Origin of the sequence: Xanthomonas translucens pv. undulosa (assembly GCF_017301775.1) — a bacterium.
Classification (GTDB): Bacteria; Pseudomonadota; Gammaproteobacteria; order Xanthomonadales; family Xanthomonadaceae; genus Xanthomonas_A; species Xanthomonas_A translucens.
In genome coordinates this window covers 2,805,067-2,826,625 of sequence record NZ_CP063993.1, presented here as the reverse complement: position 1 = coordinate 2,826,625, position 21,559 = coordinate 2,805,067, and the positions used below count along the sequence as shown (strand labels likewise).

General features: G+C 68.7%; 25 protein-coding genes and 2 tRNA genes. 12 read left to right on the top strand and 15 right to left on the bottom strand.

Annotation, left to right across the window (positions count from 1 at the left end; genetic code table 11):
• Positions 1-49 precede the first annotated feature (49 nt).
• Positions 50-1,675, bottom strand: coding sequence for a type III secretion system effector XopQ (gene xopQ, locus ISN38_RS11930; RefSeq protein ID WP_241753934.1), 1,626 nt, complete (start codon positions 1,673-1,675; stop codon positions 50-52).
• Positions 1,676-1,721: 46 nt separating this feature from the next.
• On the opposite strand from xopQ, the gene ISN38_RS11925 reads away from it, so the two are divergent.
• The 3 genes from ISN38_RS11925 (at position 1,722) to ISN38_RS11915 (ending at position 2,850) form a co-directional block, all read left to right on the top strand.
• On the top strand, positions 1,722-2,009 hold the full coding sequence (locus ISN38_RS11925; protein WP_222937002.1) for a CD225/dispanin family protein: 288 nt from the start codon (positions 1,722-1,724) through the stop codon (positions 2,007-2,009).
• A 54-nt stretch (positions 2,010-2,063) separates the two neighbouring features.
• Positions 2,064-2,345 carry a CD225/dispanin family protein gene (locus ISN38_RS11920; protein WP_003470976.1) on the top strand — a complete coding sequence of 94 codons (282 nt, stop codon included), beginning with the start codon at positions 2,064-2,066 and terminating at the stop codon, positions 2,343-2,345.
• Positions 2,346-2,418: 73 nt separating this feature from the next.
• On the top strand, positions 2,419-2,850 hold the full coding sequence (locus tag ISN38_RS11915) for a DUF2752 domain-containing protein (RefSeq protein ID WP_053008610.1): 432 nt from the start codon (positions 2,419-2,421) through the stop codon (positions 2,848-2,850).
• Between the two features lie 6 nt (positions 2,851-2,856).
• On the opposite strand, the gene ISN38_RS11910 is transcribed toward ISN38_RS11915, so the two are convergent.
• From ISN38_RS11910 to ISN38_RS11890, 5 genes are all read right to left on the bottom strand, one after another.
• Positions 2,857-3,741: a hypothetical protein gene (locus ISN38_RS11910; protein WP_206711820.1), complete on the bottom strand. Its 885-nt coding sequence runs from the start codon at positions 3,739-3,741 to the stop codon at positions 2,857-2,859.
• Positions 3,742-3,804: 63 nt separating this feature from the next.
• On the bottom strand, positions 3,805-4,740 hold the full coding sequence (gene nudC / locus ISN38_RS11905; RefSeq protein ID WP_038238963.1) for an NAD(+) diphosphatase: 936 nt from the start codon (positions 4,738-4,740) through the stop codon (positions 3,805-3,807).
• Positions 4,741-4,788: 48 nt separating this feature from the next.
• Complete coding sequence (erpA, locus tag ISN38_RS11900; RefSeq protein ID WP_003470970.1) at positions 4,789-5,175, bottom strand: iron-sulfur cluster insertion protein ErpA; 387 nt, start codon at positions 5,173-5,175, stop codon at positions 4,789-4,791.
• A gap of 31 nt (positions 5,176-5,206) precedes the next feature.
• The gene (locus ISN38_RS11895) at positions 5,207-5,662 is read right to left on the bottom strand and encodes a bactofilin family protein (RefSeq protein WP_003470969.1); all 456 of its coding nucleotides are present in this window, start codon (positions 5,660-5,662) and stop codon (positions 5,207-5,209) included.
• A gap of 7 nt (positions 5,663-5,669) precedes the next feature.
• Positions 5,670-6,404: a DUF6776 family protein gene (locus ISN38_RS11890; RefSeq protein ID WP_003470949.1), complete on the bottom strand. Its 735-nt coding sequence runs from the start codon at positions 6,402-6,404 to the stop codon at positions 5,670-5,672.
• Positions 6,405-6,610: 206 nt separating this feature from the next.
• Between ISN38_RS11890 and ISN38_RS11885 the strand changes: the two genes are divergently transcribed.
• Genes ISN38_RS11885 through ISN38_RS11875 form a run of 3 tightly spaced genes read left to right on the top strand, consistent with a single transcriptional unit; the run spans position 6,611 to position 11,642 of the window.
• Positions 6,611-7,243 (top strand): DUF4126 domain-containing protein, encoded by a 633-nt coding sequence (locus ISN38_RS11885; protein ID WP_003470944.1) that lies wholly within the window; start codon positions 6,611-6,613, stop codon positions 7,241-7,243.
• Positions 7,244-7,287: 44 nt separating this feature from the next.
• Positions 7,288-9,171 (top strand): EAL domain-containing protein, encoded by a 1,884-nt coding sequence (locus ISN38_RS11880; protein ID WP_003470942.1) that lies wholly within the window; start codon positions 7,288-7,290, stop codon positions 9,169-9,171.
• 35 nt (positions 9,172-9,206) lie between these two features.
• Positions 9,207-11,642 (top strand): hybrid sensor histidine kinase/response regulator, encoded by a 2,436-nt coding sequence (locus tag ISN38_RS11875; RefSeq protein WP_047325697.1) that lies wholly within the window; start codon positions 9,207-9,209, stop codon positions 11,640-11,642.
• A 189-nt stretch (positions 11,643-11,831) separates the two neighbouring features.
• Here the strand turns inward: ISN38_RS11875 and bfr are convergent, their stop codons facing one another.
• The 3 genes from bfr to ISN38_RS11860 all read right to left on the bottom strand — a co-directional run bounded on the left by bfr (position 11,832) and on the right by ISN38_RS11860 (position 13,315).
• Positions 11,832-12,302 carry a bacterioferritin gene (gene bfr, locus ISN38_RS11870; RefSeq protein ID WP_003470254.1) on the bottom strand — a complete coding sequence of 157 codons (471 nt, stop codon included), beginning with the start codon at positions 12,300-12,302 and terminating at the stop codon, positions 11,832-11,834.
• A 112-nt stretch (positions 12,303-12,414) separates the two neighbouring features.
• Positions 12,415-12,624, bottom strand: a complete 210-nt coding sequence (locus ISN38_RS11865; RefSeq protein WP_003470253.1) for a (2Fe-2S)-binding protein — start codon at positions 12,622-12,624, stop codon at positions 12,415-12,417.
• Between the two features lie 79 nt (positions 12,625-12,703).
• Positions 12,704-13,315 carry an RNA pyrophosphohydrolase gene (locus ISN38_RS11860; protein ID WP_003470252.1) on the bottom strand — a complete coding sequence of 204 codons (612 nt, stop codon included), beginning with the start codon at positions 13,313-13,315 and terminating at the stop codon, positions 12,704-12,706.
• A gap of 120 nt (positions 13,316-13,435) precedes the next feature.
• On the opposite strand from ISN38_RS11860, the gene ISN38_RS11855 reads away from it, so the two are divergent.
• Positions 13,436-13,512 (top strand) — tRNA-Met (locus ISN38_RS11855).
• Between the two features lie 44 nt (positions 13,513-13,556).
• Positions 13,557-13,630: transfer RNA gene (locus ISN38_RS11850), tRNA-Gln, on the top strand.
• A gap of 421 nt (positions 13,631-14,051) precedes the next feature.
• On the opposite strand, the gene rpsI is transcribed toward ISN38_RS11850, so the two are convergent.
• On the bottom strand, positions 14,052-14,444 hold the full coding sequence (gene rpsI / locus ISN38_RS11845) for a 30S ribosomal protein S9 (protein ID WP_003470251.1): 393 nt from the start codon (positions 14,442-14,444) through the stop codon (positions 14,052-14,054).
• Positions 14,445-14,446: 2 nt separating this feature from the next.
• Positions 14,447-14,875, bottom strand: a complete 429-nt coding sequence (rplM, locus tag ISN38_RS11840; protein WP_003470250.1) for a 50S ribosomal protein L13 — start codon at positions 14,873-14,875, stop codon at positions 14,447-14,449.
• 216 nt (positions 14,876-15,091) lie between these two features.
• Here rplM and coq7 point away from each other — a divergent pair, with 216 nt between their 5' ends.
• Positions 15,092-15,736: a 2-polyprenyl-3-methyl-6-methoxy-1,4-benzoquinone monooxygenase gene (coq7, locus tag ISN38_RS11835; protein ID WP_003470249.1), complete on the top strand. Its 645-nt coding sequence runs from the start codon at positions 15,092-15,094 to the stop codon at positions 15,734-15,736.
• Positions 15,737-15,926: 190 nt separating this feature from the next.
• A complete protein-coding gene (locus tag ISN38_RS11830) occupies positions 15,927-16,442 on the top strand; it encodes a hypothetical protein (protein ID WP_230811724.1) in 516 nt (171 codons plus the stop codon).
• A 91-nt stretch (positions 16,443-16,533) separates the two neighbouring features.
• On the opposite strand, the gene ISN38_RS11825 is transcribed toward ISN38_RS11830, so the two are convergent.
• Positions 16,534-16,851 carry a DMT family transporter gene (locus ISN38_RS11825; protein ID WP_003470247.1) on the bottom strand — a complete coding sequence of 106 codons (318 nt, stop codon included), beginning with the start codon at positions 16,849-16,851 and terminating at the stop codon, positions 16,534-16,536.
• Between the two features lie 121 nt (positions 16,852-16,972).
• Positions 16,973-17,767, bottom strand: coding sequence for an adenosylmethionine decarboxylase (gene speD, locus ISN38_RS11820; protein WP_003476431.1), 795 nt, complete (start codon positions 17,765-17,767; stop codon positions 16,973-16,975).
• 150 nt (positions 17,768-17,917) lie between these two features.
• On the opposite strand from speD, the gene crp reads away from it, so the two are divergent.
• Together crp and ISN38_RS11810 are read left to right on the top strand one after the other, a co-directional pair.
• The gene (gene crp / locus ISN38_RS11815; RefSeq protein ID WP_003470245.1) at positions 17,918-18,607 is read left to right on the top strand and encodes a cAMP-activated global transcriptional regulator CRP; all 690 of its coding nucleotides are present in this window, start codon (positions 17,918-17,920) and stop codon (positions 18,605-18,607) included.
• 48 nt (positions 18,608-18,655) lie between these two features.
• Positions 18,656-19,414, top strand: a complete 759-nt coding sequence (locus ISN38_RS11810) for a sulfite exporter TauE/SafE family protein (RefSeq protein WP_058358926.1) — start codon at positions 18,656-18,658, stop codon at positions 19,412-19,414.
• Positions 19,415-19,904: 490 nt separating this feature from the next.
• On the opposite strand, the gene ISN38_RS11805 is transcribed toward ISN38_RS11810, so the two are convergent.
• Together ISN38_RS11805 and trpC are read right to left on the bottom strand one after the other, a co-directional pair.
• On the bottom strand, positions 19,905-20,660 hold the full coding sequence (locus ISN38_RS11805) for a haloacid dehalogenase-like hydrolase (RefSeq protein WP_003476424.1): 756 nt from the start codon (positions 20,658-20,660) through the stop codon (positions 19,905-19,907).
• On the bottom strand, positions 20,657-21,451 hold the full coding sequence (trpC, locus tag ISN38_RS11800; RefSeq protein ID WP_003470238.1) for an indole-3-glycerol phosphate synthase TrpC: 795 nt from the start codon (positions 21,449-21,451) through the stop codon (positions 20,657-20,659). The genes ISN38_RS11805 and trpC overlap by 4 nt, the downstream gene beginning before the upstream one ends.
• Positions 21,452-21,559: the final 108 nt, after the last annotated feature.

Sequence of the window (21,559 nt, the reverse complement as noted above, 5' to 3'; positions counted from 1 at the left end):
AGTGCCGTCTCCGGCCGCGCGCGAACACCAGGCCGATGCAAGGCCGCGCTTACCGCGCCCCGTAGCCGATCTCGGTCGCCAGCGCCAGCTTTGACAGGGCCGCCATCAGGGTTCTTGCGGCGTCCGGGCTGGTCACTTCTTCGGCGCCGATCACCTCGACCGGCGGCTTGTCCGGAGCGTGCGCGCCCAGCGGTTTGAACAGCATCTGCGAAGGCGCGTCCAGCGCGGCCAGCAAGGTCAGCGGATCGTACAGATTCAAGCGTTCCACCTGGCCCCATATCTGCTCGAACGGCGGCCGTTGCGCGTGCCATTGCTCGAAGCCGGTGGCGTCGCCGCCGCGCGCGATGAACGTGCTGTAGAACCAGCGCTCATCCAGTTTGCCGATTTCGCGCTTGCCGATCCGGTCCCACAGGGTCTTCAGCGATTCCTTCTGGATGTCGCGCAAGTATCCGCCGACCGGATGCCCCGATGCGGCCAGCGCATCGTAGAAGCGCGGCGATACCGCCGCCTTGTAGGCGGCCTCCTTGCAGACCACGCGCAACGGAATCCCATACTGCTGGGCAAGGCGATAGAAGCTGCGCGCGGCCGCCAGATCGGTATGGTTGTTGTAGGCGCGATCGTCCGGGCATACCAGGCCCTGATCGTCCTTGTCGCGGGCGATGCCGCCCATCACCACGACCCGCCCGACTTTCTGCCTGACCAGACCCGGTTCCATCAACAGCAACGCATTGGCGTCGGTCATGCCGGCGATCGCGATCAGGGTCACCTTGCCGGACGCATCGCGCAGGCTTTGGCGCATGCCGGCAAGACTGTCCTGGCCGACACCGGCGTGCTCGGCGCACAGCGGCGTGCCGCGCGACAGGAAACTGCCGTGATCGGCCTGGCGCGCGCCGATCTCGTAATCGCGCCCGATGGCGACCCCGACCCCGGGCATGCCCAGCGCGCCGAACACGCCCTTGGCCAGCATCGCCCGCTCGGCGCGCACCGCCTGCGGCCCCAAAGTGGTAACGACATGGCCGACGCGGGCCAGGCCCAGCATCTCCAGTTGCTTGGCCATCACGAACGACACCACGTCGTCCGGGTCCTTGTTCGGATCGCTGAACAGGATGCAGTCCTGCGCGGCGGCCGGCGAAGACGGCCTCAGCTGATGCAGCAGGGTCCGCTCCTCGGCGGTGAGCATGCGCTCCTGGCCGCTGGTCCAGAACGCGCCGAACAAGGCCCGCTGCAGCCCCGCCTGCGCGGTATAACGCGGCGGCCGCGACACGCGGCCCGAGCCGAGCCGGCCCTGCCGTCCCAACTCGCGCAGGGCGCCATCAGGCGGCGCATGCGGGTGCGGCGACGCCGCCATGTCGGCCACCTCGTGCAGGGACTCGGCCGCTGCGCCGCACGCGTACTGATCTGTCCGGCAATGGGCCGCCGCCGCATCGCCCGTGGCATGGGGAGAAGACATTTTCATGGGGGCATGATGGCGCCGGCGCCAGCGTCGCCGGCCAGCGTACACGAAGCGGCTGGTACGCCAGCGAAGCGATCGCGACGCGGCCCTTGCCCTTGATCCCGCGGTAGCGGCGCTGGCGCTACCGCGCCCGCCGCTGCCACCAGTCACTGTGCCGGGAAACGCCACTTCAGGTAGATTAGGTGCCGGGGAGACGCCTGCGCGACCGCGCACTGCAGCCACTGGCCGCAGCGGTGTCCATTTCAGGGATCGATCAGTGAGTCAGGTTTTGCCGCCACCACCGCCCACAGGCACTGGCATCTACGTCCCCAACAATCTGGTGTGGGCGATCCTGTCCACCCTGTTCTGCTGCCTGCCGCTAGGCGTGGTGTCGATCGTCTATGCCTCGCAGGTGGACGGCAAGCGCGCCGTCGGCGATGTGGCCGGCGCACGCGACGCCTCGCGCAAGGCCGGCCTGTGGGCGATGTGGTCCGCGTTGGCCGCGCCGATCCTGATTGCCATGTGGTTTCTGCTGTTCGGCGGCCTCGCGATCCTGGGCAGCGTGCTGGAGCACTGAGCGCGCCCGCCCTCTCTTTTTTCTTCGTTCCACCACGCAACCGGAGTAACACGGATGAATACCACCGCACCGCAAGTGTCCAACAATCTGGTCTGGGCGATCCTGAGCACGCTGTTCTGCTGCCTGCCGCTGGGCATCGTCTCGATCGTGTTCGCCGCCCAGGTCAACACCAAGCTCACTGCCGGCGATGTCAGCGGCGCCCGCGAATCGGCCGACAAGGCCAAGAAGTGGGCGATCTACTCGGTCATCGCCTGGGTGGTGCTGGTCGTCCTGTACCTGATCTTCCTCTTCGCCCTGGGCGGTCTGGGCATGATGCAGCAGTCGTCGATGTCCTGATCGACGCCGCGGGCCGCCGCTGCCACGCGCAGCGGCGGCCTTGTTCGATCGCTCTACGATTCCGTTGCCGACGATGCCGTTGCCGATGTTCCTGCGCGGACGCCCGCTGCCCCATTGGCTGCCGCTGGCCGCACTGAGCGGTGCCGCCGTGGTGGCGACGCTGGTGCTGCGCCGGGTCGATCCCAATGTGCCGGGCAATCCGTTGCCGGCCTGTCCGTTCTACGCACTCACCGGTCTGTACTGCCCCGGCTGCGGCAGCACCCGCTGCCTGCACGCGCTGGTGCACCTGGATCTGGCCCACGCACTGGCGAGCAATCCGCTGCTGGTGGGGGCGCTGCCGCTGCTGGCGGTCATGGCGCTCAATGCCGCCGGACTGCGCATGCGCCCGCTGGCACCTCTGTTGAAGATCCTGGCCGATCCGCGCCTGTGGTTGTGGCTGCTGCTCGGCTACGCGGTGCTGCGCAACTTGCCGTGGTTCCCGTTCACCCTGCTCGCGCCGGGTTAGGGCGCCTCAGCTGACCCAGCCGGCGATCACCAGCAACGCCAGCACCACCAGCCACAGCAGCAATACCCGCCAGACCTGGCTCATCGCATCGCGCAATTCCGGCAAGCGCCGCAGCGCCGGCACCACCATGCCGGCATCGCTGTAATCGTGCGCCTCTGCGTCCAGTTCGCCGCGCACGCTGGCGCAGGCCACCAGGCCGAGGAAGCCGCTGTCCAGCTGCCAGCGATTGCCGCCGGCCGCGCGCCAGGCGCCGAACACGGTCTCGAAATTGCCGACCAGCGCCAGCGAGAAGGTCATCAGCTGCGCCACCGGCCATTCCATCGCCGCCAGCGCGGTGCGTGCGCCCAGCGCGGTGGCCAACGGCAACCGCGACGCGTACGGGCCGACCGCGGCCAGCGCCAGCAGGCGATAGCCGAGCGCGCCGAACGGCCCCAGCAACAGGAACCAGAACAGCACCGCGAACCAGCGCCGCAACGCGCTGACCGCCACCGCCTCGATCAGCCCGGCCGGGTCCTCGCGTAGCGGCCCGCCGTCGGCGTGCAGGTGCGCGACCGCCACACGCCGCGCGGCGACATCGTCGGCCTCGATCACCGCTTCCACATCTGTATCCAGGTCGCGCGGCCCCCAGCTGAAGGCCAGCACCAGCACCCCGAACAGCAATGCCAGCAGGCCCAGGTGCGGCGCGGCGAGCAGCCACTGCAACAGGCCGACCAGCAGCAGCGCCAGCGCGATGCCGTAGCGGCCGCGCCAGCCGCTGCCTTCGCCGGCATGCGCATCCAGCCACGACAACCAGTCGCCATAGGCGTCGAAGCGGCGCAGCGAGGCCACCATGCCGGGCGCGACATGGCCCAGCACCAGGGCGACGATCACAGCGACGAGGGTAGTGAACATGCAGGTCCTCCGGGACCGTTCTGAAGCGGGTGCCGCGGCGGAGAGCCGGCACGGCAGTGTGGCCTAGGCGGCGTGGTCGCCGCCGCGGCGGTACCAGTCCTCGACCAGCGCGCGCGCGATGGAGATCCGCGGCGGCAGGCGCAGGCCGTGTCCATCGTCGGCGCTGTCGCCGTGCGCCGCCGCGCGTTGCAGGGCGCCGCCGATCTCGTCGCGCTCGAACCAGCGCGCGTCCTCCAGCTCGCCATCCACCTGCGGCGCATCGGGTTCGGCCAACGCGCTGAAGCCGAGCATCAGCGCCCCGGGGAACGGCCATGGCTGCGCGCCGTAATAGCGGCAGCTGCCGGGCCGGACCCGCACCTGGGTCTCCTCTACCACTTCGCGCGCCACGGTCTGCTCCAGCGACTCGCCCGGCTCGACGAAGCCGGCGATCACCGAATAGCGCCGCGCCGGCCACCTCGCCTGGCGCCCCAGCAGCAGCCGCGTACCGTCGCTGACCGCCACAATCACCGCCGGATCCACGCGCGGATAGTGTTCGCTGGCGCAGTGCGTGCACACGCCGAGGAAGCCGCCGCGGCGAAATCCGATGGCGCCGCCGCAGACGCCGCAGAAGCGGGTGCGCGACTGCCAATGCAACATGCCGCGGGCATAGGCGAACAGGCCCGAGGCGAACGCCGGCCATTCGGTCGCGGCGCGGCGCAGCTCGATGCGTTGCGGCGGGTCGATGTCCACTTCGAGCGCGGCGGCGGCCAGCGCGAACCAGGCGGCGCCGTCGCGCAGGCCGAGGAAGATCGCCTGTTCGACGACCTCGCCCAGCGCCGCGCCGGTCAGCGCCAGCGGCTGACCATGCGCATCGGCGTAGGCGTTGCCGTCGGCATCGAGCAGCAGCAGCTGCGCCGCGGGCCAGACGCTGCGCAGCGCATCGGGATCGTTGCGCAGCGCATCGGCGCGGTCGATGACCGCGTTGGCGAAGGCGAAGCAAGCAGGCGTCAGCTCGAGCATGCGCCGCAGGGTGCAGGCAAACCGCGCATCCTGCAAGCCGCAGCGTGTCTACACGCTGAAGCTGCTGCCGCAGCCGCAGGTGGTCTTGGCGTTGGGATTGCGGATCACGAACTGCGCGCCGTGCAGACCTTCGCTGTAATCCACTTCAGCGCCCATCAGGTACTGCAGGCTCAATGGATCGACCAGCAGGGTGACATCGTCGGTGCGCACCGACAGATCGTCCTCGGCGCGGTTCTCGTCGAACTCGAAGCCGTACTGGAAACCGGAACAGCCACCGCCCTGGATGTACACGCGCAACGCCAGCGCATCGTTGCCTTCCTCGCGGATCAGCTCGCGCACCTTGGCCGCGGCCGCCTGGGTGAAGTTCAGCGGACGCTCCAGCGACTGGTAGTCGGGGGCGGGCGCGGCGCTGGGCAGGGAAACGAGGGTGCTCATGGGAGCAGGATGGGGGCGGCCGGCGGCCGAATCAAGCCTCGGCCGAGCTCAGCGCGCGCTGCGCCGGCGCGTCCGCCGCGTCCTCGTCCAGACGCTCCGGCGGGGCCAGCGCGGCCATGCTGCCGACATGGATCAGCCGCCCGGTCAGCTGCGCGCCGGCGTTCATCTCCACTACCTGGTAGTGCACGTTGCCCTGCACACGCGCCTTCGGCGCCAGTTCCACGCGCTCGGCGGCATGCACGTCGCCGGTCAGCTGGCCGTTGATGATCACGATCGGCGCACGCACCTCGCCCTCGATGCTGCCGTGCTCGGACAGGGTCAGCGTCGCCGGCGCGCCGTCCTCGGCCAGCACCTTGCCGAGGATGCGTCCTTCCACGTACAGGCCGCCGCTGAACACCAAATCGCCCCGGATCACCACCTGCGCGCCGATCAGGGTATCCACCACGGTCTGGCCGCTGCTGCGGCCGTTCTTGTTGCTTCCGAACATAAGCTGCCTACTCCCCTTTGCCGTTGCCGGCCAGTATCCAATCGAAACTCTGGGTGACCGGCGCCCCGCCGCCGGACAGCGATACTCGCACCCGTTGCGGGGTGAAATCCTTGGGCAGGATCACGCTGCCGTCCAACTGCTGGAAATAGCGGAACGAATAGTCCTGCCCGGGCACGCCGCTCTTCTGGTGCAGTTCGTCCCAGCCCACGCTGGTCAGCTTGCCGCCGCGCACGCCCTCCACCGCCAGGCGCATCTGCCCCTGGCTGATCGCGCCGCGGTTGAGGTTCTGGGTCAGCACCACGTTGTAGTGCCAGGTGCCGCCGGCCTCGGCAGAGAACTCGGCCGAGTGCACGGTCAGGCCCTTGCGCTGGCTGGTCGCGCCGACCAGGCGCTCGTAGAAGGCCACGTCGGCGCGCAGCCCGGCGATCTCCTCGTCGCGCTCGGCCAGCGAACTCTGCACCTCGTTGTTGGCGGCGCGGCTGATCTGGTCCGAGCGGGCCAGCGTGGCCTGGCGCTGGTTGAGCGTGTCGATCTGCCGCTGCTGCGCCTGCAGCTTGCGTTCGGCCGCGCCCAGTTGCGTCTTCACCGCGCCCAGCTGCGGCGCGGCCTGGCGGCTGGCCAGCCACCGGGTCCCGGCCAGCGACAGCAGCCAGACGATGGCGATCAGCAGCCACAGGGCGCGTCCGCGCGGCGGCGCGGCGCCGTTGGGCACGATCTGGAAACGGGGGACGGGTCGGTTCATCGTCAAAGCCGTGCCACCGAGGCGGCAGCGGCGTCGATCCTCGCGGGGGGTCGGCCGGCCGGCTAGTGTAAGCCACGCGTTTGACCGGCGCCGGACAGCGCCGCCGCGGCCATGCCGCGTCCAGCCGCCACTCTCCCTGCGCTGGCCTTCGCTGCACGCTTGGCCGATAGTGGCCGCCACTCGCGTATCTGCAGGAGCGCCTCGGCATGACCGACGCCCACCTCTTTGTCATCGGCATCCTGCTGGCTTGGCTGGCCGGCATCCGCGTCTATCTGACCGTCTTCGGGATCGGCCTGGCCGGCCTGTGCGGCTGGTTGCAGTTGCCGCCGGCGCTGCAGGCGACCGAGTCGTGGTGGGTGCTCGGCACCTCCGGTGCGCTGGCCCTGGCCGAGTTCTTCGCCGACAAGATTCCCGGCGTGGATTCGGCCTGGGACCTGCTGCAGACCCTGACCCGGATCCCGGCCGGGGCCTTCCTGGCCGCCGCCACGCTGTCCCAGGACGGCCAGCTGGGTGCCGGCGCGCTGGCCACGGGTGCCGGCGTCGCGCTCACCAGCCATGTCTTGAAGGCCGGTTCGCGCGCCTTGCTGAACACCTCGCCGGAACCGGCCAGCAACTGGATCGCCTCGCTGACCGAGGATTCGGTGGTGCTCGCCACGCTGGCGCTGGCCCTGGTGCATCCGTGGCTGGCGCTGACCGTAGCACTTGGGGTGAGCGTGCTGGGTGCGCTGCTGGTGTGGTGGGTGTGGCGCACGCTGTGGCGCGGCGTGCGCCGCCTGCTGGCGCCACCCGCGGACGCCGCCGTCGCCCGGCCGAGCCAGGATGGCCCCCCGTCTTCGTGAGCTTCATCGCATAATTGGTGTGCACTCAGGATCCCTAAAGACCGATGGCCGCAACAGACACCGCACCACTTTCAAGCCGCGACGAACTGCGCTCGCGCAACATCCGTGTCGAGATCCCGCCGCCGCACTACTGGCGGCGCTGGGCCGCCGACGCCGTACCCGACGCCCCTGCGCCGGCGCCCGACCTGGCGGCGAGCACGCAGGACGGCATTGCCTCCGCCGCCGGTGCGGATCAAGTGCCCGCCGCCGCGTCGCTTGCGTCCAGCGACGGCGCCGCGCCGGCGCAGCCGCTGGACGCGCCATACCGCATCCTAATCGTCGAGGACGACCGCTCGCAGGCCTTGTTCGCGCAGAGCGTGCTGCACGGCGCCGGCATGCAGGCGCAGGTGGAGATGCAGGCCGAAGGCGTGCAGCAGGCGATCGCCGAATACCGGCCAGACCTGATCCTGATGGACCTGCACATGCCCGGCCTGGACGGCATGCGCCTGACCGCGCTGATCCGCCAGCAACCGCAGCAGCAGCTGCTGCCGATCGTGTTCCTGACCGGCGACCCGGATCCGGAGCTGCAATACGAAGTGCTAGACAGCGGCGCCGACGATTTCCTGACCAAGCCGATCCGCCCGCGGCACCTGATCGCTGCGGTCTCCAACCGTATCCGCCGCGCGCGCCAGCAGAGCGCCAGCGCCAGCGTGCCGCAGAACAATCCCGAGACCGGCCTGCCGACCCGCACCCACGTGCTGCAGCTGCTCGGCGATGCGCTGCGCACGGATGCCCGCGGCGGCCTGTTCTTCATCGAGATCGCCAGCGCGCTGGGCCTGCGCGAACGCTACGGCTATGCCGCATTCGAACGCCTGATGACCCAGGCCGGGCGCCGTCTGGCCAGCGTCACCGCGCCGCAGCCGCTGGCCCGGCTCAACGACAACAGCTTCCTGCTGCTGATCCAGGACAGCGACCTGGACGCGCTGCGGCAGCGTGCCCAGACCTTGCGCGAAGCCCTGGCCAGCCACGCGTTCCCGCTACGCGACGACGAGGCGGTGCACCTGCGCTGCGCGATCGGCTACGCCGACCTGGCGCAGGGCTTCGAAGACGCCGGCAGCGTGCTGGAGGCGGTCGAGCGCACCGCGCTGCAGGCGCGCCTGCACCCGCAGGGCGTGGCCCTGTATGCGCCGCCGCGCGAGGAAGAGGACCTGGGCCGCATCGCCATGTTCGAAGGCCAGCTGGAACCGGCCTACCAGCCGATCGTCGCCGTCGCCGGTGGCGACACCGCGCAATACCAAGTGCTGCTGCGCCTGCGCCAGCGCGACGGCACCCTGCTGTCGGCCGGGCAGGTCCTGCCCGCGGCCGAAGCCGGCGGGCGCATCGCCGACCTCGACCAGCAGGTGCTGGACCACGCGCTCGGCCTGCTGCACCTGTACCAGCACGCCACGCCGCCGCTGCGCCTGTTCGTCTCGCAGTCCTCGCGCACGCTGGCGCGCGGCGCCTTCGCCGACTGGCTAGTCGAGGCGATCGATCGCCGCGGCGTCACCGGCACCTCGCTGGTGATCGATCTGCGCCTGGAAGACGCGCTGATCCACACGGTGACGCTGCAGCAGTTCTGCGCCCGGCTGATGCCGCTGGGCGTGCAATTCTGCCTCAGCCAGTTCGAACCCGGCGCTGAAGCCGAGGCGCTGCTCAACCAGTTGCCGCTGGGCTACCTGCGCCTGTCCGCGCGCTTCGCCAACGCGCATGCCGATGCCGCACTGCGCGACCAGTTGCGCGCCGCGATCGACCTGGCGCACCGCGCCGGGCTGCTGATCATCGGCCAGCAGATCGAGGAAGCGCAGGCCGCCGCGGCGATGTGGATAAGCGGGGTCGATTTCATCCAGGGCAACCTGGTGCAGTCGGTCGGCGACGAACTGAACTTCGATTTCCAGAGCGCGGTGCTGTAACGATGCCCGCACGCCGGCGCCGGCCCCTGCCGTGGCTGGCCGCGGCCAGCGCGGCGAGCGCCGCCGTCGGCGCGCTGCTGGCGGCGCCGGCACTGGCGCCACCGGCGCCGTGGCAACTGCTGGCGCCGGCCTGCATCGGTGCCGCCGCACTGCTGGCCCTGCTCGCCGGTTGGCGCGCGCGGCAGCAGGCCGGCGCGCTGGATGCGGCGCTGGCGCGCGCCGCGCTGGCCGAGTCCGAACGCGACGCGCTGCAGCGCGACGTGCACCTGCGCGAGCGCCTGGAACGGGAACTGGTGCAGGCCAAGCAGGCGGCCGAGGCCGCCGCGATGGCCAAGGGCGAATTCCTAGCCACCATGAGCCACGAGATCCGCACCCCGCTCAACGGCATCATCCCGATGCTGGAACTGATCGCGCGCGGCCAGCTCGGCACCGAGCAACGCGAGATGCTGCGCGCCGCCACCGACTCCTCGCTGCAACTGCTGCATATCGTCGACGACATCCTTGACTACTCCAAGCTGGAGGCGAACCGGCTGGAACTGGAGATCACCAGCTTCAACCTGCGCGAACTGCTCGACGGCGTGCTGCAACTGATGCAGCGCTCGGCCGAAGCCAAGGGCCTGCGCGTGAGCCTGCAGCTGGACCCGTCGGTGCGCCTGCCGGTGCGCGGCGACCCGGTGCGGCTGCGCCAGGTGCTGAGCAACCTGATCGGCAACGCGATCAAGTTCACCGCGCGCGGCAGCGTGGAGCTGCGCGTGCGCCGTCTCGGCGAGACCCCGGCGCAGCACCTGCTGCGCCTGGAGGTGCGCGACACCGGTATCGGCATCAGCGCCGAACAGCAGCAACGGCTGTTCCGCTCCTTCACCCAGGCCGATGCCTCCACCACCCGCCTGTACGGCGGCACCGGCCTGGGGCTGGCGATCTGCAAGCGCATCGTCGACCTGATGGGCGGGCGCATCGGCGTGGAATCGGTCAGCGACCGCGGCGCCACGTTCTGGTTCGAGATCCCGCTGCTGAAGGTGATCGGCGACCTGCCGCAACTCCAGGGGGCCCTGCCGCGGCTGCACGCGCTGCTGGTCGGCGCCGACCTGCGCTTGTACCAGCGCCTGAAAGGCCTGCTGCCGAACTGGGGCGTGCAACTGAGCGAGGTCGACTCGACCCAGGAAGCGCTGGAGCGGCTGCGCGCCGGCGGCCCCGGGCGCCCGCCCTACGACCTGGTGATCGGCGACTTCGACGGCCTGCGCCAGAGCGGGCGCGCGTTGCAGCGCGCGGTGGCGCGCTTGCCGCCGTCGCACGCGGTGCGCCTGACCTGGCTGTACGGGGACGTGGAGATTCCCGATGAAATCCGCGCGCACGGCACGCTGCTGTCGCGGCAGGCAGCGGACCTGGACCTGCGCGGCATGCTCGCGCTGGCGCCTGCGGCGGCCGCCCCTTCCGTTGCAGGATTGCTGCCGCCCGATTCCATCGCGGAACTGGATCCCGCGGATGGCGCCGAGACAGTGCCGACAGCGGGTCCGACCCTCGCGCCGGACCCGGACGCCAGTACCGGCCCGGCCTCGCCGGCGGCCGACTACCGCCTGCTGCTGGTCGAGGACAACCCGGTCAACCTGCTGGTCGCGCAGAAGCTGCTCGACATGCTCGGCTACCGCAGCGACAGCGCCGCCGACGGCGCCGCCGCACTGGCGCACTTGGAGGCGCAGCCCTACGACCTGGTGCTGATGGACTGCCAGATGCCGGTGCTGGACGGCTACGCCGCCACCCGCCAGTGGCGCCAGTCCGAAGCGGCGGCAGGACGGACGCGGATGCCGATCGTGGCGATGACCGCCAATGCCATGGCCGGCGACCGCCAGCGCTGCCTGGAGTCCGGCATGGACGACTACCTGTCCAAGCCGGTCAACCGTGAATTGCTGACGGCATGCCTGCACCGCTGGCTGCCGCACCGTGCCGCACATGCCGCGCCGGCGGCGGTGACGCTGGCGACCGATGTGGAGACGGAGATGACTACGTCGGCAACTGCGGCCGCGCCGACGCCGTCATCCAGCACCGCGCCGGTGTCTGCGGGCGGCGCCGTCGAACCGGCACCGATGCTGCCGCCGACACCGTTACCGGTGCTGGACATCGCGGTGCTCGACGAATTGCGCGAACTCGCCGGCAACGCGACCACCGCGCAGATCGTCGAACTGTTCCTGGGCGATGCGCCGCAGCTGATCCAACGCATGGAGCAGGCCTCTGCGATCCCGCAGCTGGACCCGTTGCGCGACGCGGCGCATACGCTGAAGTCCTCGGCGGCCAATGTCGGCGCGCTGGCGCTGTCGGCTGCGGCCGCGCGCATTGAGGCCGGCGTGCGCGCCCATCAATTGGAGCGCCCGGCGGTCGCGGTGGCGCTGGTCATCGCCGAATTCGCGCGTGCGCGGCTGGCCCTGAAGGGCTACCGCAACACCTTGCGCGACGCCGCGGAAAGCGCCGCGCCATAAACGGCCCACGGCCCCCTGCCGGAGCCCCCTGTAGGAGCGGCTTCAGCCGCGACAGGTTCTAACCGGAGGTCCTGTCGCGGCTGAAGCCGCTCCTACACGGGCGCCAGCATCCATGCGGCCGAGTGTGCTCGACGCACCGCCAGGCGGCATTGCGCGGCGCGTACCAGCAGGCGCCGGCAGACGCGCCGCTCAGTCCTCAAGCTTGGTTAGCAGATAATTCGGCTCGCCGATGCGGCCGATCAGATCGAGCTGGGTTTCCAGCCAGTCGATGTGCTCTTCCTCCGACTCCAGGATGTCGGCCAGCAACTGGCGGCTGACGTAGTCCTGGATCGACTCGGCGTAGGCGATGCCGTCGCGCAAGGTGGTGGTGCCGTCCTGCTCCAGGGCCAGGTCGCACTGGAGGATTTCCTTCGGGTTCTCGCCGATGCGCAGCTTGCCCAGCGCCTGGAAGTTGGGCAGCCCCTCGAGGAACAGGATGCGATCCGCCAACTTGTCGGCGTGCTTCATCTCGTCGATCGATGCCTTGTACTCGTGTTCGGCCAATTCCTTCAGCCCCCAGTTCTTCAGCATCTTGGCGTGCAGGAAGTACTGGTTGATCGCGGTCAGCTCGTTGTAGAGGACCTTGTTGAGGAACTCGATGACCTTGCTGTCGCCCTTCATCGCACCACTCGCTAGTCTTGGAAAGCGCAGACTCTAGCGAATCGGACGCCGCGGTGAAGGAACGCGAATCGTGATCATCCCGCGGCGCATGCGCCGGCGGGCGCGCGCAGCCTCAGGCTGCGCGCGCCAGGCCGCCCAGCACGGGCAGCGGCAGCTCGCGCCGCAGTGCGCGTTCCAGCAGGTCGCCGGCCATGTCCAGGCAGGAGCCGCAGGTGGCACCGCAACCGGTGCGCATGGTCAGTTCGGACACGCTGCGGCAGCCGGCGTCGGCGGCTTCGCGGATCTGACGATCGGTGACCCCATTGCAGATGCAGACGTACACGATGGCGTTGGCGGCGAACGGCGCGGACTGCGCCTGTCGCCATTCAACCCAAAGTGAGAATGGTTGTCAATTCCGGGCGTTAATCGTTATTAATCCGGGCGACCCAAGGCCCGCCGTGCTTGCGCGCCCGCTTGCGCGGACGCTCGTGGCCGGCGTTGTTGCCCGGCATCCACGCTTCCTGGGCCAGGCTCGGCATGGCGCGGATGCCCGGCCCGGCGATGGTCTGCGCCAACGGCGCCAGATGGCGCAGCGCGCGCGCGTAGACGCCGCGCTTGAACAGCACCACGTGCTCCACCGGATACCAGAAGTCGACCCAGCGCCAATGGTCGAACTCCGGAGTCTCGGTCAGTTCCAGATTCAACTCGCTTTCGTCGCAGCGCATCTGCAGCAGGAACCAGACCTGTTTCTGGCCGATGCACACCTGGCGTTCGTTGCGGCGGATGGCGCGGCTGGGCAGCCGATAGCGCAGCCAGCCAGGCGTCGCCCCGAGCACTTCGACGTGCTCGGGCAACAGCCCGGTCTCTTCACGCAACTCGCGGTACATGGCCTCGACCGGGGTCTCGTCGGTATTCATGCCGCCTTGCGGGAACTGCCAGCCATCCCGGCGCACGCGACGTGCCCAGAACACCTGACCGTCCGGCCGCATCAGCACGATGCCCACGTTCGGTCGATAACCGTCCGGATCGATCACGATGCGGACTCCTGAAAAATCTACTGGCTCCGACTCTGCCATGGCGGCGGCCGGCCCACAAGCGCGGCAAAAACCCGTTGACAGCCGCCCGATTTGCTATAAGAATTGACGGTTCACCAAGGCTATGTAGCTCAGCCGGTTAGAGCACAGCACTCATAATGCTGGGGTCGGTGGTTCGAGTCCACCCATAGCCACCATGGTGTCCACGCAGCAAGCGTGCGATAATTGCGATCTGCGACATTGCCCCGTCGCCAAGCGGTAAGGCACCTGACTCTGACTCAGGCATCGGTGGTTCGAATCCATCCGGGGCAGCCAAACAAAAAAAGAAGGCCGATCTTTGATCGGCCTTCTTTTTTTGTTTGGCGCGGGGTTTGCGTAGGCGTGGCGCGCCTACGCCCCACACCTTGCTGCGCAAGGTGCGGGCCCCAGCCCTTCCGCTCCCACCATCCCCGCGCCTGTCGCCCCCCCCCCTTGGACTCCAAGGGGGCTTTTCACCAGACACTTTGATGCAGGCTGGAGGTAAGCATTGATCTGCAGGCGGACCGCGCTCGACTGCCGATGCTATTGAATGTCGCATTGCGATCGAACGCGCACGATCAGCAGCAGTGGCCATTGCGATGGCCTGCCGGCCACCGCGGCACAGACCCGAGCCCCGAAACGACAAAAGCCCGGCCGGGACCGGGCTTTTGCGTCTTCCCAGGGGAATCCCGGAGGATTCCGCGCCAGGCGCGGTGGATCAGCGCTTGGAGAACTGGGTGGCGCGGCGGGCCTTGTGCAGACCGACCTTCTTGCGCTCGACTTCGCGGGCGTCGCGGGTCATGAAGCCGGCCTTGCGCAGCTCGGACTTCAGGGTTTCGTCGTACTCGACCAGCGCGCGGGCGATGCCCAGGCGGATCGCACCGGCCTGGCCGGTGGTGCCGCCGCCGGCGGCGGTGACGAAGATGTCGAAGCTCTCGGTGTTCTTGGTCAGCTCCAGCGGCTGGCGCACGATCATGCGCGCGGTCTCACGGCCGAAGAACTCGTCCAGCGGACGGTTGTTGACGGTGATGTTGCCGGTGCCCTTGCGCAGGAACACGCGAGCGGTGGAGGACTTGCGGCGGCCGGTGCCGTAGTTTTGCGTGATCGCCATGATTAGATATCCAGAACTTGCGGCTGCTGGGCGGTATGCGGATGCTCGGAGCCCTTGTAGACCTTGAGCTTGCGGTACATGGCGCGACCCAGCGGACCCTTCGGCAGCATGCCCTTGACCGCGATCTCGATGACGCGCTCGGGGTGACGCTCCAGCGCCTGCGCCAAGGTCTCGGTCTTCAGGTTGCCGATGTAGCCGGTGAAGCGGTGGTACTTCTTGTCGTTGAGCTTGTTGCCGGTGACCGTGATCTTCTCGGCGTTGATCACCACCAGGTAATCGCCGGTATCGACGTGCGGGGTATAGACCGGCTTGTGCTTGCCGCGCAGACGGCGGGCCAGTTCGGTGGAAAGCCGGCCCAGCGTTTTGCCGGCGGCGTCGACGAGATACCAGTCGCGCTGGACGGTCTCGGACTTAGCGGTGAAGGTGCTCATTAATGAATGACTCGGTTGGTCGGGCGGATTCCGGCAGCACGCTGCCTGAACTTTGCCACGCGTTGTGACTTGCAAAAACGCAAGAGGCGAAATTCTACGCGCCGGCAGCGGCACGCGCAAGTACGCCCCTATGCGGGACGCCAGCGCCGGCCGGCGCTTGGCATCGCGGCGCCCCGCGGCGAAAATCGAATCCCCACCGTTCCCAGGCCCCTCGCGATGACGGCTCCCCGCCTGCATACCCCGCTCGACCGCGCCCTGGTCGAAGCCCAGCGCGCGCTGGAGACGGTGTTCGGCAATCCGCCGGCACAGCGCGCCTACCCCGCCGCGGCAAGCGCCGATGTGGTGCTGGCACCGGACGAACGCCGCCACGCTGCCGGGCTGATGCGTATCAATCATGTCGGCGAGGTCTGCGCGCAGGGCCTGTACTTCGGCCAGGCCGCGGTCGCGCACGATCCGGCGACCCGCGCGCACCTGCTGGAGGCCGCGCAGGAAGAGACCGACCACCTGGCCTGGTGCGCGGCGCGGCTGCGCGAACTGGACAGCCGCCCTAGCCTGTTCAATCCGGTCTGGTATGCAGGCAGCTATGCGATCGGAACCCTGGCCGGGCTGCGCGGCGACGGCTGGAACCTCGGTTTCGTGGTGGAGACCGAACGCCAGGTCGAGGCGCACCTGGACGAGCACCTGCAAACGCTGCCGCCGGCCGACCTGCGCAGCCGCGACATACTTAAGGTAATGAAAGCCGACGAGGCGCGCCATGCCGAACACGCCGAACAGGCCGGCGCGCGGCGCTTGCCGGCGCCGATCCCGCGCCTGATGGCGGCGGCCTCGCGGCTGATGAAAGCGGTCGCCTACCGGCTTTGAGCACAGCGCGGCGCGCCTATCGCGGGACAGCGCACTGGCATTGCCAGCGCATCCGGGTTAAAGTGAACGAAAGCTGACTGATTCTACGCCAGCCCACCCTGTTCCAGCGACCGGCGGTTCCATGCCGACACCGCCTCCCGATGCACCACTGCGCCGAGCCATGCCGCTTGCACGCGCCTTTCCGACCGACATGCCCGCACGCTCCATCCACATCCATCTCCCCTCGCCACGGACCCGCTGGCTCTCGCGCCTGCTGTTCGCCAGCCTGTTCGTGCTCGGCGGCGGCGCGCTGCTGTACCACCTGCTCGGCGCCTATCGCCATGCCAGCGCGATCCTGCACGACCACTCGGTGGCGACGGTGCCGGTGATCGCCGACGGCGCCTTCGGCGTGCATGCCGAACCGCTGGTGCATTACCACTTTCACTATGTCTTCGAGAGCAAGGGCCGGCTGCACCGCGGCACGTTCGAGGCCAGCGGCGCCGAAGCCGCGCCGCTGCTGCTCGATGGCGCCACGGTGGAGATCGCCTACGCCAACGCCGACCCGTCGCGCTTCGGCCGCCTCGACCAATTGCAGCACGCCGGCAACCTCGGCAGCGTGCTGACCCGGCTGGCGATCGCGCTGTCGATCACCGCGCTGCTGGCCGCGGCCGCACACCAGTTGCTGATCGGACGCGTGCTCGGCACGCGCCGCGCCGCCGTCGCCTGAGCGCCCGGGCACGTTCCGCGGAGCTGAGGCAGCGCGGCGACCGCGGCGCTATCGCATTCGGCCTGTTCTCACCTGGCGCCGCCTGCAACGCTCAGGACTGGACCAGCTTCAGGCCGATCACCCCGGCCACGATCAGGCCGATGCAGGCCAGCCTCGCCGGCGAAGCGCTGTCGCCGAACAGCGCGATGCCCAGCGCGGCGGTGCCCAACGCGCCGATCCCGGTCCAGATCGCATATGCGGTCCCCAGCGGTATGTGTTTCAGCGCCTGGGTCAGCAGCCACAGGCTGATGCCGGCACCGGCCAGCGTGCCCAGCGTCGGCCACAGACGGGTGAAGCCTTCGCTGTATTTGAGGCCGAGCGCAAAGCCGATTTCGAACAGGCCGGCGAGCAGCAGATAGATCCATGGCATTGTCTGTCTCCGTAGACAAATAGGGACAAAAAAAGGCCCGATGTCTGCACATCGGGCCGCCGTCAGCAGGGGTCGCCGCGCAAAACGCCGCGGGGCGGACCGTCCCGCCAAATGTGACCCGCTACTCAGCCAGATTGCGACCGTGGAACAGTTCCTCGATTTCGCGCTTGAGCAGCGCCTCGATGCGCATGCGCTCCTTGAACGACAGGTTCTTGGCCTTTTCCTCGAACAGGTACTGGTCCAGGTCGAAGTCCTTCAGGTGCATCTTGGTGTGGAAGATGTTCTCCTGATAGACGTTGACGTCGAACATCTCGTAGCGCGCCTTGATGTTCTTGGCCAGGAAATTCTGGATCGAATTGATCTTGTGGTCGATGTAGTGCTTCTTGCCCTTCACGTCGCGGGTGAATCCGCGGATGCGGTAATCCATGATCACGATGTCCGATTCCAGCCGCTCGATCAGGTAGTTGAGCGCTTTCAGCGGCGAGATCACCCCGCAGGTGGCGACGTCGATATCCGCGCGGAAGGTCGCGATGCCGTGCTGCGGATGGGTTTCCGGGTAGGTATGGACGGTGATGTGGCTCTTGTCCATGTGCGCGACCACCGCGTCTGAGATGATCTCCTTGCCAGCCAGCTTCTTGTCGATGACCGGCTCTTCGGAGATCAGGATGGTCACCGAGGCGCCCTGCGGATCGTAGTCCTGGCGCGCGATGTTGAGGATGTTGGCGCCGATGATCTCGGCCACATCGGTGAGGATCTCGGTCAGCCGGTCGGCGTCGTACTGCTCGTCAATGTACTCGATGTAGCGCTGGCGCTCCTCTTCGGAAACCGCGTAGCAGACGTCGTAGATGTTGAAGCTCAACGCCTTGGTGAGGTTGTTGAAACCTTGCAGCCTCAGACGAGGCAACGGCTTGACCACGGGCGTGAATCCTCTAAAAAGATGGACGGGGTATAAAGGGCAGCAATTATGCGACAAACGCGCGCGTAGCGAAACGTGGGGACTGGCACTCGTTTGCCGCAGAGAACGCGTCCCGTTAAGCTTCGGGCCTCACGTAGTAGCGAAGCCGACATGAGTCCCGGAAACACCTCCACAGCAACACCTGTGCGCATCGCTCCAAGTCCTCTGACGTTGGATACCGCCACCATGGATCGCTTTCTGGCGCATAGCCATCGGCGACGCTATCCGGCGCGTACCGACGTGTTCAGACCCGGCGATCCGGCCGGCACTCTGTATTACGTCGTCAGCGGCTCGGTCAGCATCATCGCCGAGGAAGATGACGACCGCGAGCTGGTGCTGGGCTATTTCGGCAGCGGCGAGTTCGTCGGCGAAATGGGCCTGTTCATCGAATCGGACCAGCGCGAGGTGATCCTGCGCACCCGCACCCCGTGCGAGCTGGCCGAGATCAGCTACGAACGCTTGCACCAGCTGTTCCTGGGCTCGCTGTCGGCCGATGCGCCGCGGGTGCTGTACGCGATCGGTGTGCAGTTGTCCAAGCGCCTGCTCGACACCTCGCGCAAGGCCAGCCGCCTGGCGTTCCTGGACGTCACCGACCGTATCGTGCGTACCCTGCACGACCTGGCGCAGGAACCGGAAGCGATGAGCCACCCGCAGGGCATGCAGTTGCGCGTGTCGCGGCAGGAGCTGGCGCGGCTGGTCGGCTGCTCGCGCGAGATGGCCGGCCGCGTGCTGAAGAAGCTGCAAGTGGACGGCATCCTGCACGCCCGCGGCAAGACCGTGGTGCTGTACGGCGCGCGCTGAGCGCAAGGCCGTGACCGCGCGCCGCGCTGGCGGCGGCGGTCCACCGCAATGGTGCTGAGCGAGACGTTCTATTGGTTCGTGCTGGTCGGCCTGGCGGCGCAGCTGGTCGATGGCGCGCTGGGCATGGCCTTCGGCCTGGTGTCCTCGTCGGTACTGCTGAGTATGGGCCTGCCGCCAGCGGCGGTCAGCGCCAGCGTGCACAGCGCCGAAGTGTTCACCACCGGCGCCTCGGGCCTGTCGCACCTGGCGCTGGGCAATGTCGACAACCGCCTGTTCCTGCGCCTGGCGCTGCCGGGCATGGCCGGCGGCGTCCTCGGCGCCTATGGGCTGACCCAGCTGCCGGGCGAGTTCATCCGCCCGTTCGTGCATCTGTATCTGCTCGGCCTGGCGGTGCTGATCCTGTTGCGCGCCGCCGGCCGCGCGCTGCCGCGGCAGCAGGTGCAGCGGGTGCCGCTGCTGGGCTTCGTCGCCGGTCTGCTCGACGCCAGCGGCGGCGGCGGCTGGGGGCCGGTGGCGACCTCAACCCTCCTGGCGCGCGGCGGCCAGGCGCGTACCACGATCGGCACGGTCAATGCCGCCGAATTCCTGGTGACGCTGTCGATCTCGCTGACCTTCCTGCTGACCATGGGCATCCAGCACCTGCAGATCGTGCTCGGCCTGCTGGTCGGCGGCATGCTGGCCGCGCCGCTGGCGGCGCTGCTGGTCAAGCGCGTGCGCGAACGCTGGGTGCTGGTGGCGGTGGGCATGCTGGTGTTCGGGATCAGCCTGTACCAGATCGGCAGCACCCTGGCGCGCTGGCTGGCCTAGCCGGCCAAGGCAGTGCAAGCGCACGCGCGCAACAGCAGGCGGGCGGGCGGCGCCGGAGAACCGCCGAAAGATCGCGCTGCGGAAAATCCAGCACCCGGCCGCCACGGAGCGTTGCGGACGCATCGGCCGCTGCCTTGGTGATTGGAGGTTCGCATTGGCGGCGCCCACAGGCGCGATGATGCGCAGCGAACCCGGCCGCCGGCGCACGCCGCCATTCGGTCGGCATGCTGTTCCCTGCTCCCCGCTTGCGAGATCGCGATGCAGCGCAACCGCGGACTTCCGACGATCGCCATGCCGTTGGCCATGGCGATGCCGACACCGCTGGCGCATGCCGACGCCTGGCATTGACCACCGCGGTGGTCAATGCGGCCGAGAAACGCCATTTCGCGTGGGCGTACTGGCAATTCGAGGGCAGCTTCGGCGCCTACGACATCGGCCAGGGACATTGGATCGAACCGCTGCACCGGGCGCTGGTGTCGCGCGATGGTGCTTATTCCAGGCGCCGTCCCCCACTCGGGGCGACAGGCGAAACACCCTGATCGCCAGCGCGGTCGCGGCAACCCCAGTTCAGGATCGGCGTGCCGGACGGCAGTTCGCGGCGGAAGCGCGCCACCGCCGAGGCCTTGGGATTGACCACCACCGGCACCGCGGCAGCCTGCAGCAACGGCAGATCGGCGGTGCTGTCGGAATAGGCGGTGGCGATCTCGCCATAGCCCAGCTCGCGCAGCATGCGCATCTTCTCTTCGTTGTGGCAGTGGCGGGTGGCGGTAACCGCGCCCAGCCGCGGGCCGATCAGGCTGCCGACCACCGGCACGTCCTGGTGCGCGACGAAGCCGAGGATGGCACGCGCAAGTTCCGGCGGCGCGCCGGTGGCGACCACCACCCGGTCGCCGGCGGCGCGGTGCCGGGCGAACACCTCCAGCGCGTGCGGCAGCAGGCGCTGGCGGATTCGCGCCTCGTGCCGCAGCACGTACTGGTCGATCACCCGGTTGAATTCGCGCGCGCGGTGCAGGCCGAAGCTGGCGATCCACACGTAGCCGGAAATGCCGGTGCGCCGGGTCGGCAGCATCGCCACCAGCGGCCCCAGCAGCGGCGTGACCAGCAGCGCGGCGGCCAGGCGCAGCGGATTGCGCCGGATCAGCCAGGCGAACAGGTGGCTACCCGAGTCGCCGTCGTACAGCGTGTGGTCGAAATCGAACACCACCAGCGGCGCATCGGCGCGCGGCGCTGGATAGCCACCGGTCATGACTCGAAGAACAGCTGGCGCAGCGCCTCGCCGGGCTCCTCTGCACGCATGAAGGCCTCGCCTACCAGGAACGCGTGCACGCCTGCGGCGCGCATCATCGCCACATCGGCCGCGCCGAGGATGCCGCTTTCGGTGACCAGCAGGCGGTCGCGCGGCACCGCGTCGCGCATCGACAGCGTAGTCTGCAGCGAGACCTCGAAGGTGCGCAGGTTGCGGTTGTTGATGCCGATCAGCGGCACCGGCACCTGGAGCGCACGCTCCAGCTCGTCGATGTCGTGCACTTCGACCAGCACGTCCATGCCCAGCTGCAGCGCCAGTTCGGACAGTTCGGACAGCTGCAGGTCGTCCAGCGCGGCGACGATCAGCAAGATGCAGTCGGCGCCGAGCACGCGCGCCTCGTAGACCTGGTACGGGTCGCTGATGAAGTCCTTGCGCAGCACCGGCAGCGTGCACGCCTCGCGCGCTTCCTGCAGGTAGCGGTCATGGCCCTGGAAGAATTTCTCGTCGGTCAGCACCGACAGGCAGGCGGCGCCGCCGAATTCGTAGCTGACCGCGATGTCGGCCGGATGGAAGTCGGGCCGGATCACGCCCTTGGACGGGCTGGCCTTCTTGACCTCGGCGATCACCGCCGGATCGCCGTTGGCGACCGCGGCCTTCAGCGCGCGGGCGAAGCCACGTACCGGCGGCGCGGCCTTGGCGCGCTCGACCAAGTCGGCCAGCGGCACGCGCGCGCTGCGCGTGGCCACCTCTTCGGCCTTGTGGGCGAGGATGGTGCGGAGAATATCGCTCATGTGCACAGTGTCCGGTGAGGGCGGCCGGGCATTATCGGCCAAGATCATGAAGGCGAGCGTACACACAATGCGTGATGCCGCTAACACCATCGGCAAAGAGCAGGAGCA

Bases quoted from the DNA above. Each gene is read 5' to 3' on its own strand.
- ISN38_RS11810 (WP_058358926.1), top strand. From the start codon at position 18,656: ATGGTGCTGAGCGAGACGTTCTATTGGTTCGTGCTGGTCGGCCTGGCG.
- crp (WP_003470245.1), top strand. From the start codon at position 17,918: ATGAGTCCCGGAAACACCTCCACAGCAACACCTGTGCGCATCGCTCCA.
- ISN38_RS11830 (WP_230811724.1), top strand. From the start codon at position 15,927: ATGCCCGCACGCTCCATCCACATCCATCTCCCCTCGCCACGGACCCGC.
- nudC (WP_038238963.1), bottom strand. From the start codon at position 4,740: ATGCTCGAGCTGACGCCTGCTTGCTTCGCCTTCGCCAACGCGGTCATC.
- ISN38_RS11890 (WP_003470949.1), bottom strand. From the start codon at position 6,404: ATGAACCGACCCGTCCCCCGTTTCCAGATCGTGCCCAACGGCGCCGCG.
- ISN38_RS11895 (WP_003470969.1), bottom strand. From the start codon at position 5,662: ATGTTCGGAAGCAACAAGAACGGCCGCAGCAGCGGCCAGACCGTGGTG.
- ISN38_RS11910 (WP_206711820.1), bottom strand. From the start codon at position 3,741: ATGTTCACTACCCTCGTCGCTGTGATCGTCGCCCTGGTGCTGGGCCAT.
- rplM (WP_003470250.1), bottom strand. From the start codon at position 14,875: ATGAGCACCTTCACCGCTAAGTCCGAGACCGTCCAGCGCGACTGGTAT.
- ISN38_RS11880 (WP_003470942.1), top strand. From the start codon at position 7,288: ATGGCCGCAACAGACACCGCACCACTTTCAAGCCGCGACGAACTGCGC.
- rpsI (WP_003470251.1), bottom strand. From the start codon at position 14,444: ATGGCGATCACGCAAAACTACGGCACCGGCCGCCGCAAGTCCTCCACC.
- ISN38_RS11885 (WP_003470944.1), top strand. From the start codon at position 6,611: ATGACCGACGCCCACCTCTTTGTCATCGGCATCCTGCTGGCTTGGCTG.
- ISN38_RS11915 (WP_053008610.1), top strand. From the start codon at position 2,419: ATGCCGTTGCCGATGTTCCTGCGCGGACGCCCGCTGCCCCATTGGCTG.
- coq7 (WP_003470249.1), top strand. From the start codon at position 15,092: ATGACGGCTCCCCGCCTGCATACCCCGCTCGACCGCGCCCTGGTCGAA.
- erpA (WP_003470970.1), bottom strand. From the start codon at position 5,175: ATGAGCACCCTCGTTTCCCTGCCCAGCGCCGCGCCCGCCCCCGACTAC.
- ISN38_RS11920 (WP_003470976.1), top strand. From the start codon at position 2,064: ATGAATACCACCGCACCGCAAGTGTCCAACAATCTGGTCTGGGCGATC.
- ISN38_RS11805 (WP_003476424.1), bottom strand. From the start codon at position 20,660: ATGACCGGTGGCTATCCAGCGCCGCGCGCCGATGCGCCGCTGGTGGTG.
- bfr (WP_003470254.1), bottom strand. From the start codon at position 12,302: ATGAAGGGCGACAGCAAGGTCATCGAGTTCCTCAACAAGGTCCTCTAC.
- ISN38_RS11825 (WP_003470247.1), bottom strand. From the start codon at position 16,851: ATGCCATGGATCTATCTGCTGCTCGCCGGCCTGTTCGAAATCGGCTTT.
- trpC (WP_003470238.1), bottom strand. From the start codon at position 21,451: ATGAGCGATATTCTCCGCACCATCCTCGCCCACAAGGCCGAAGAGGTG.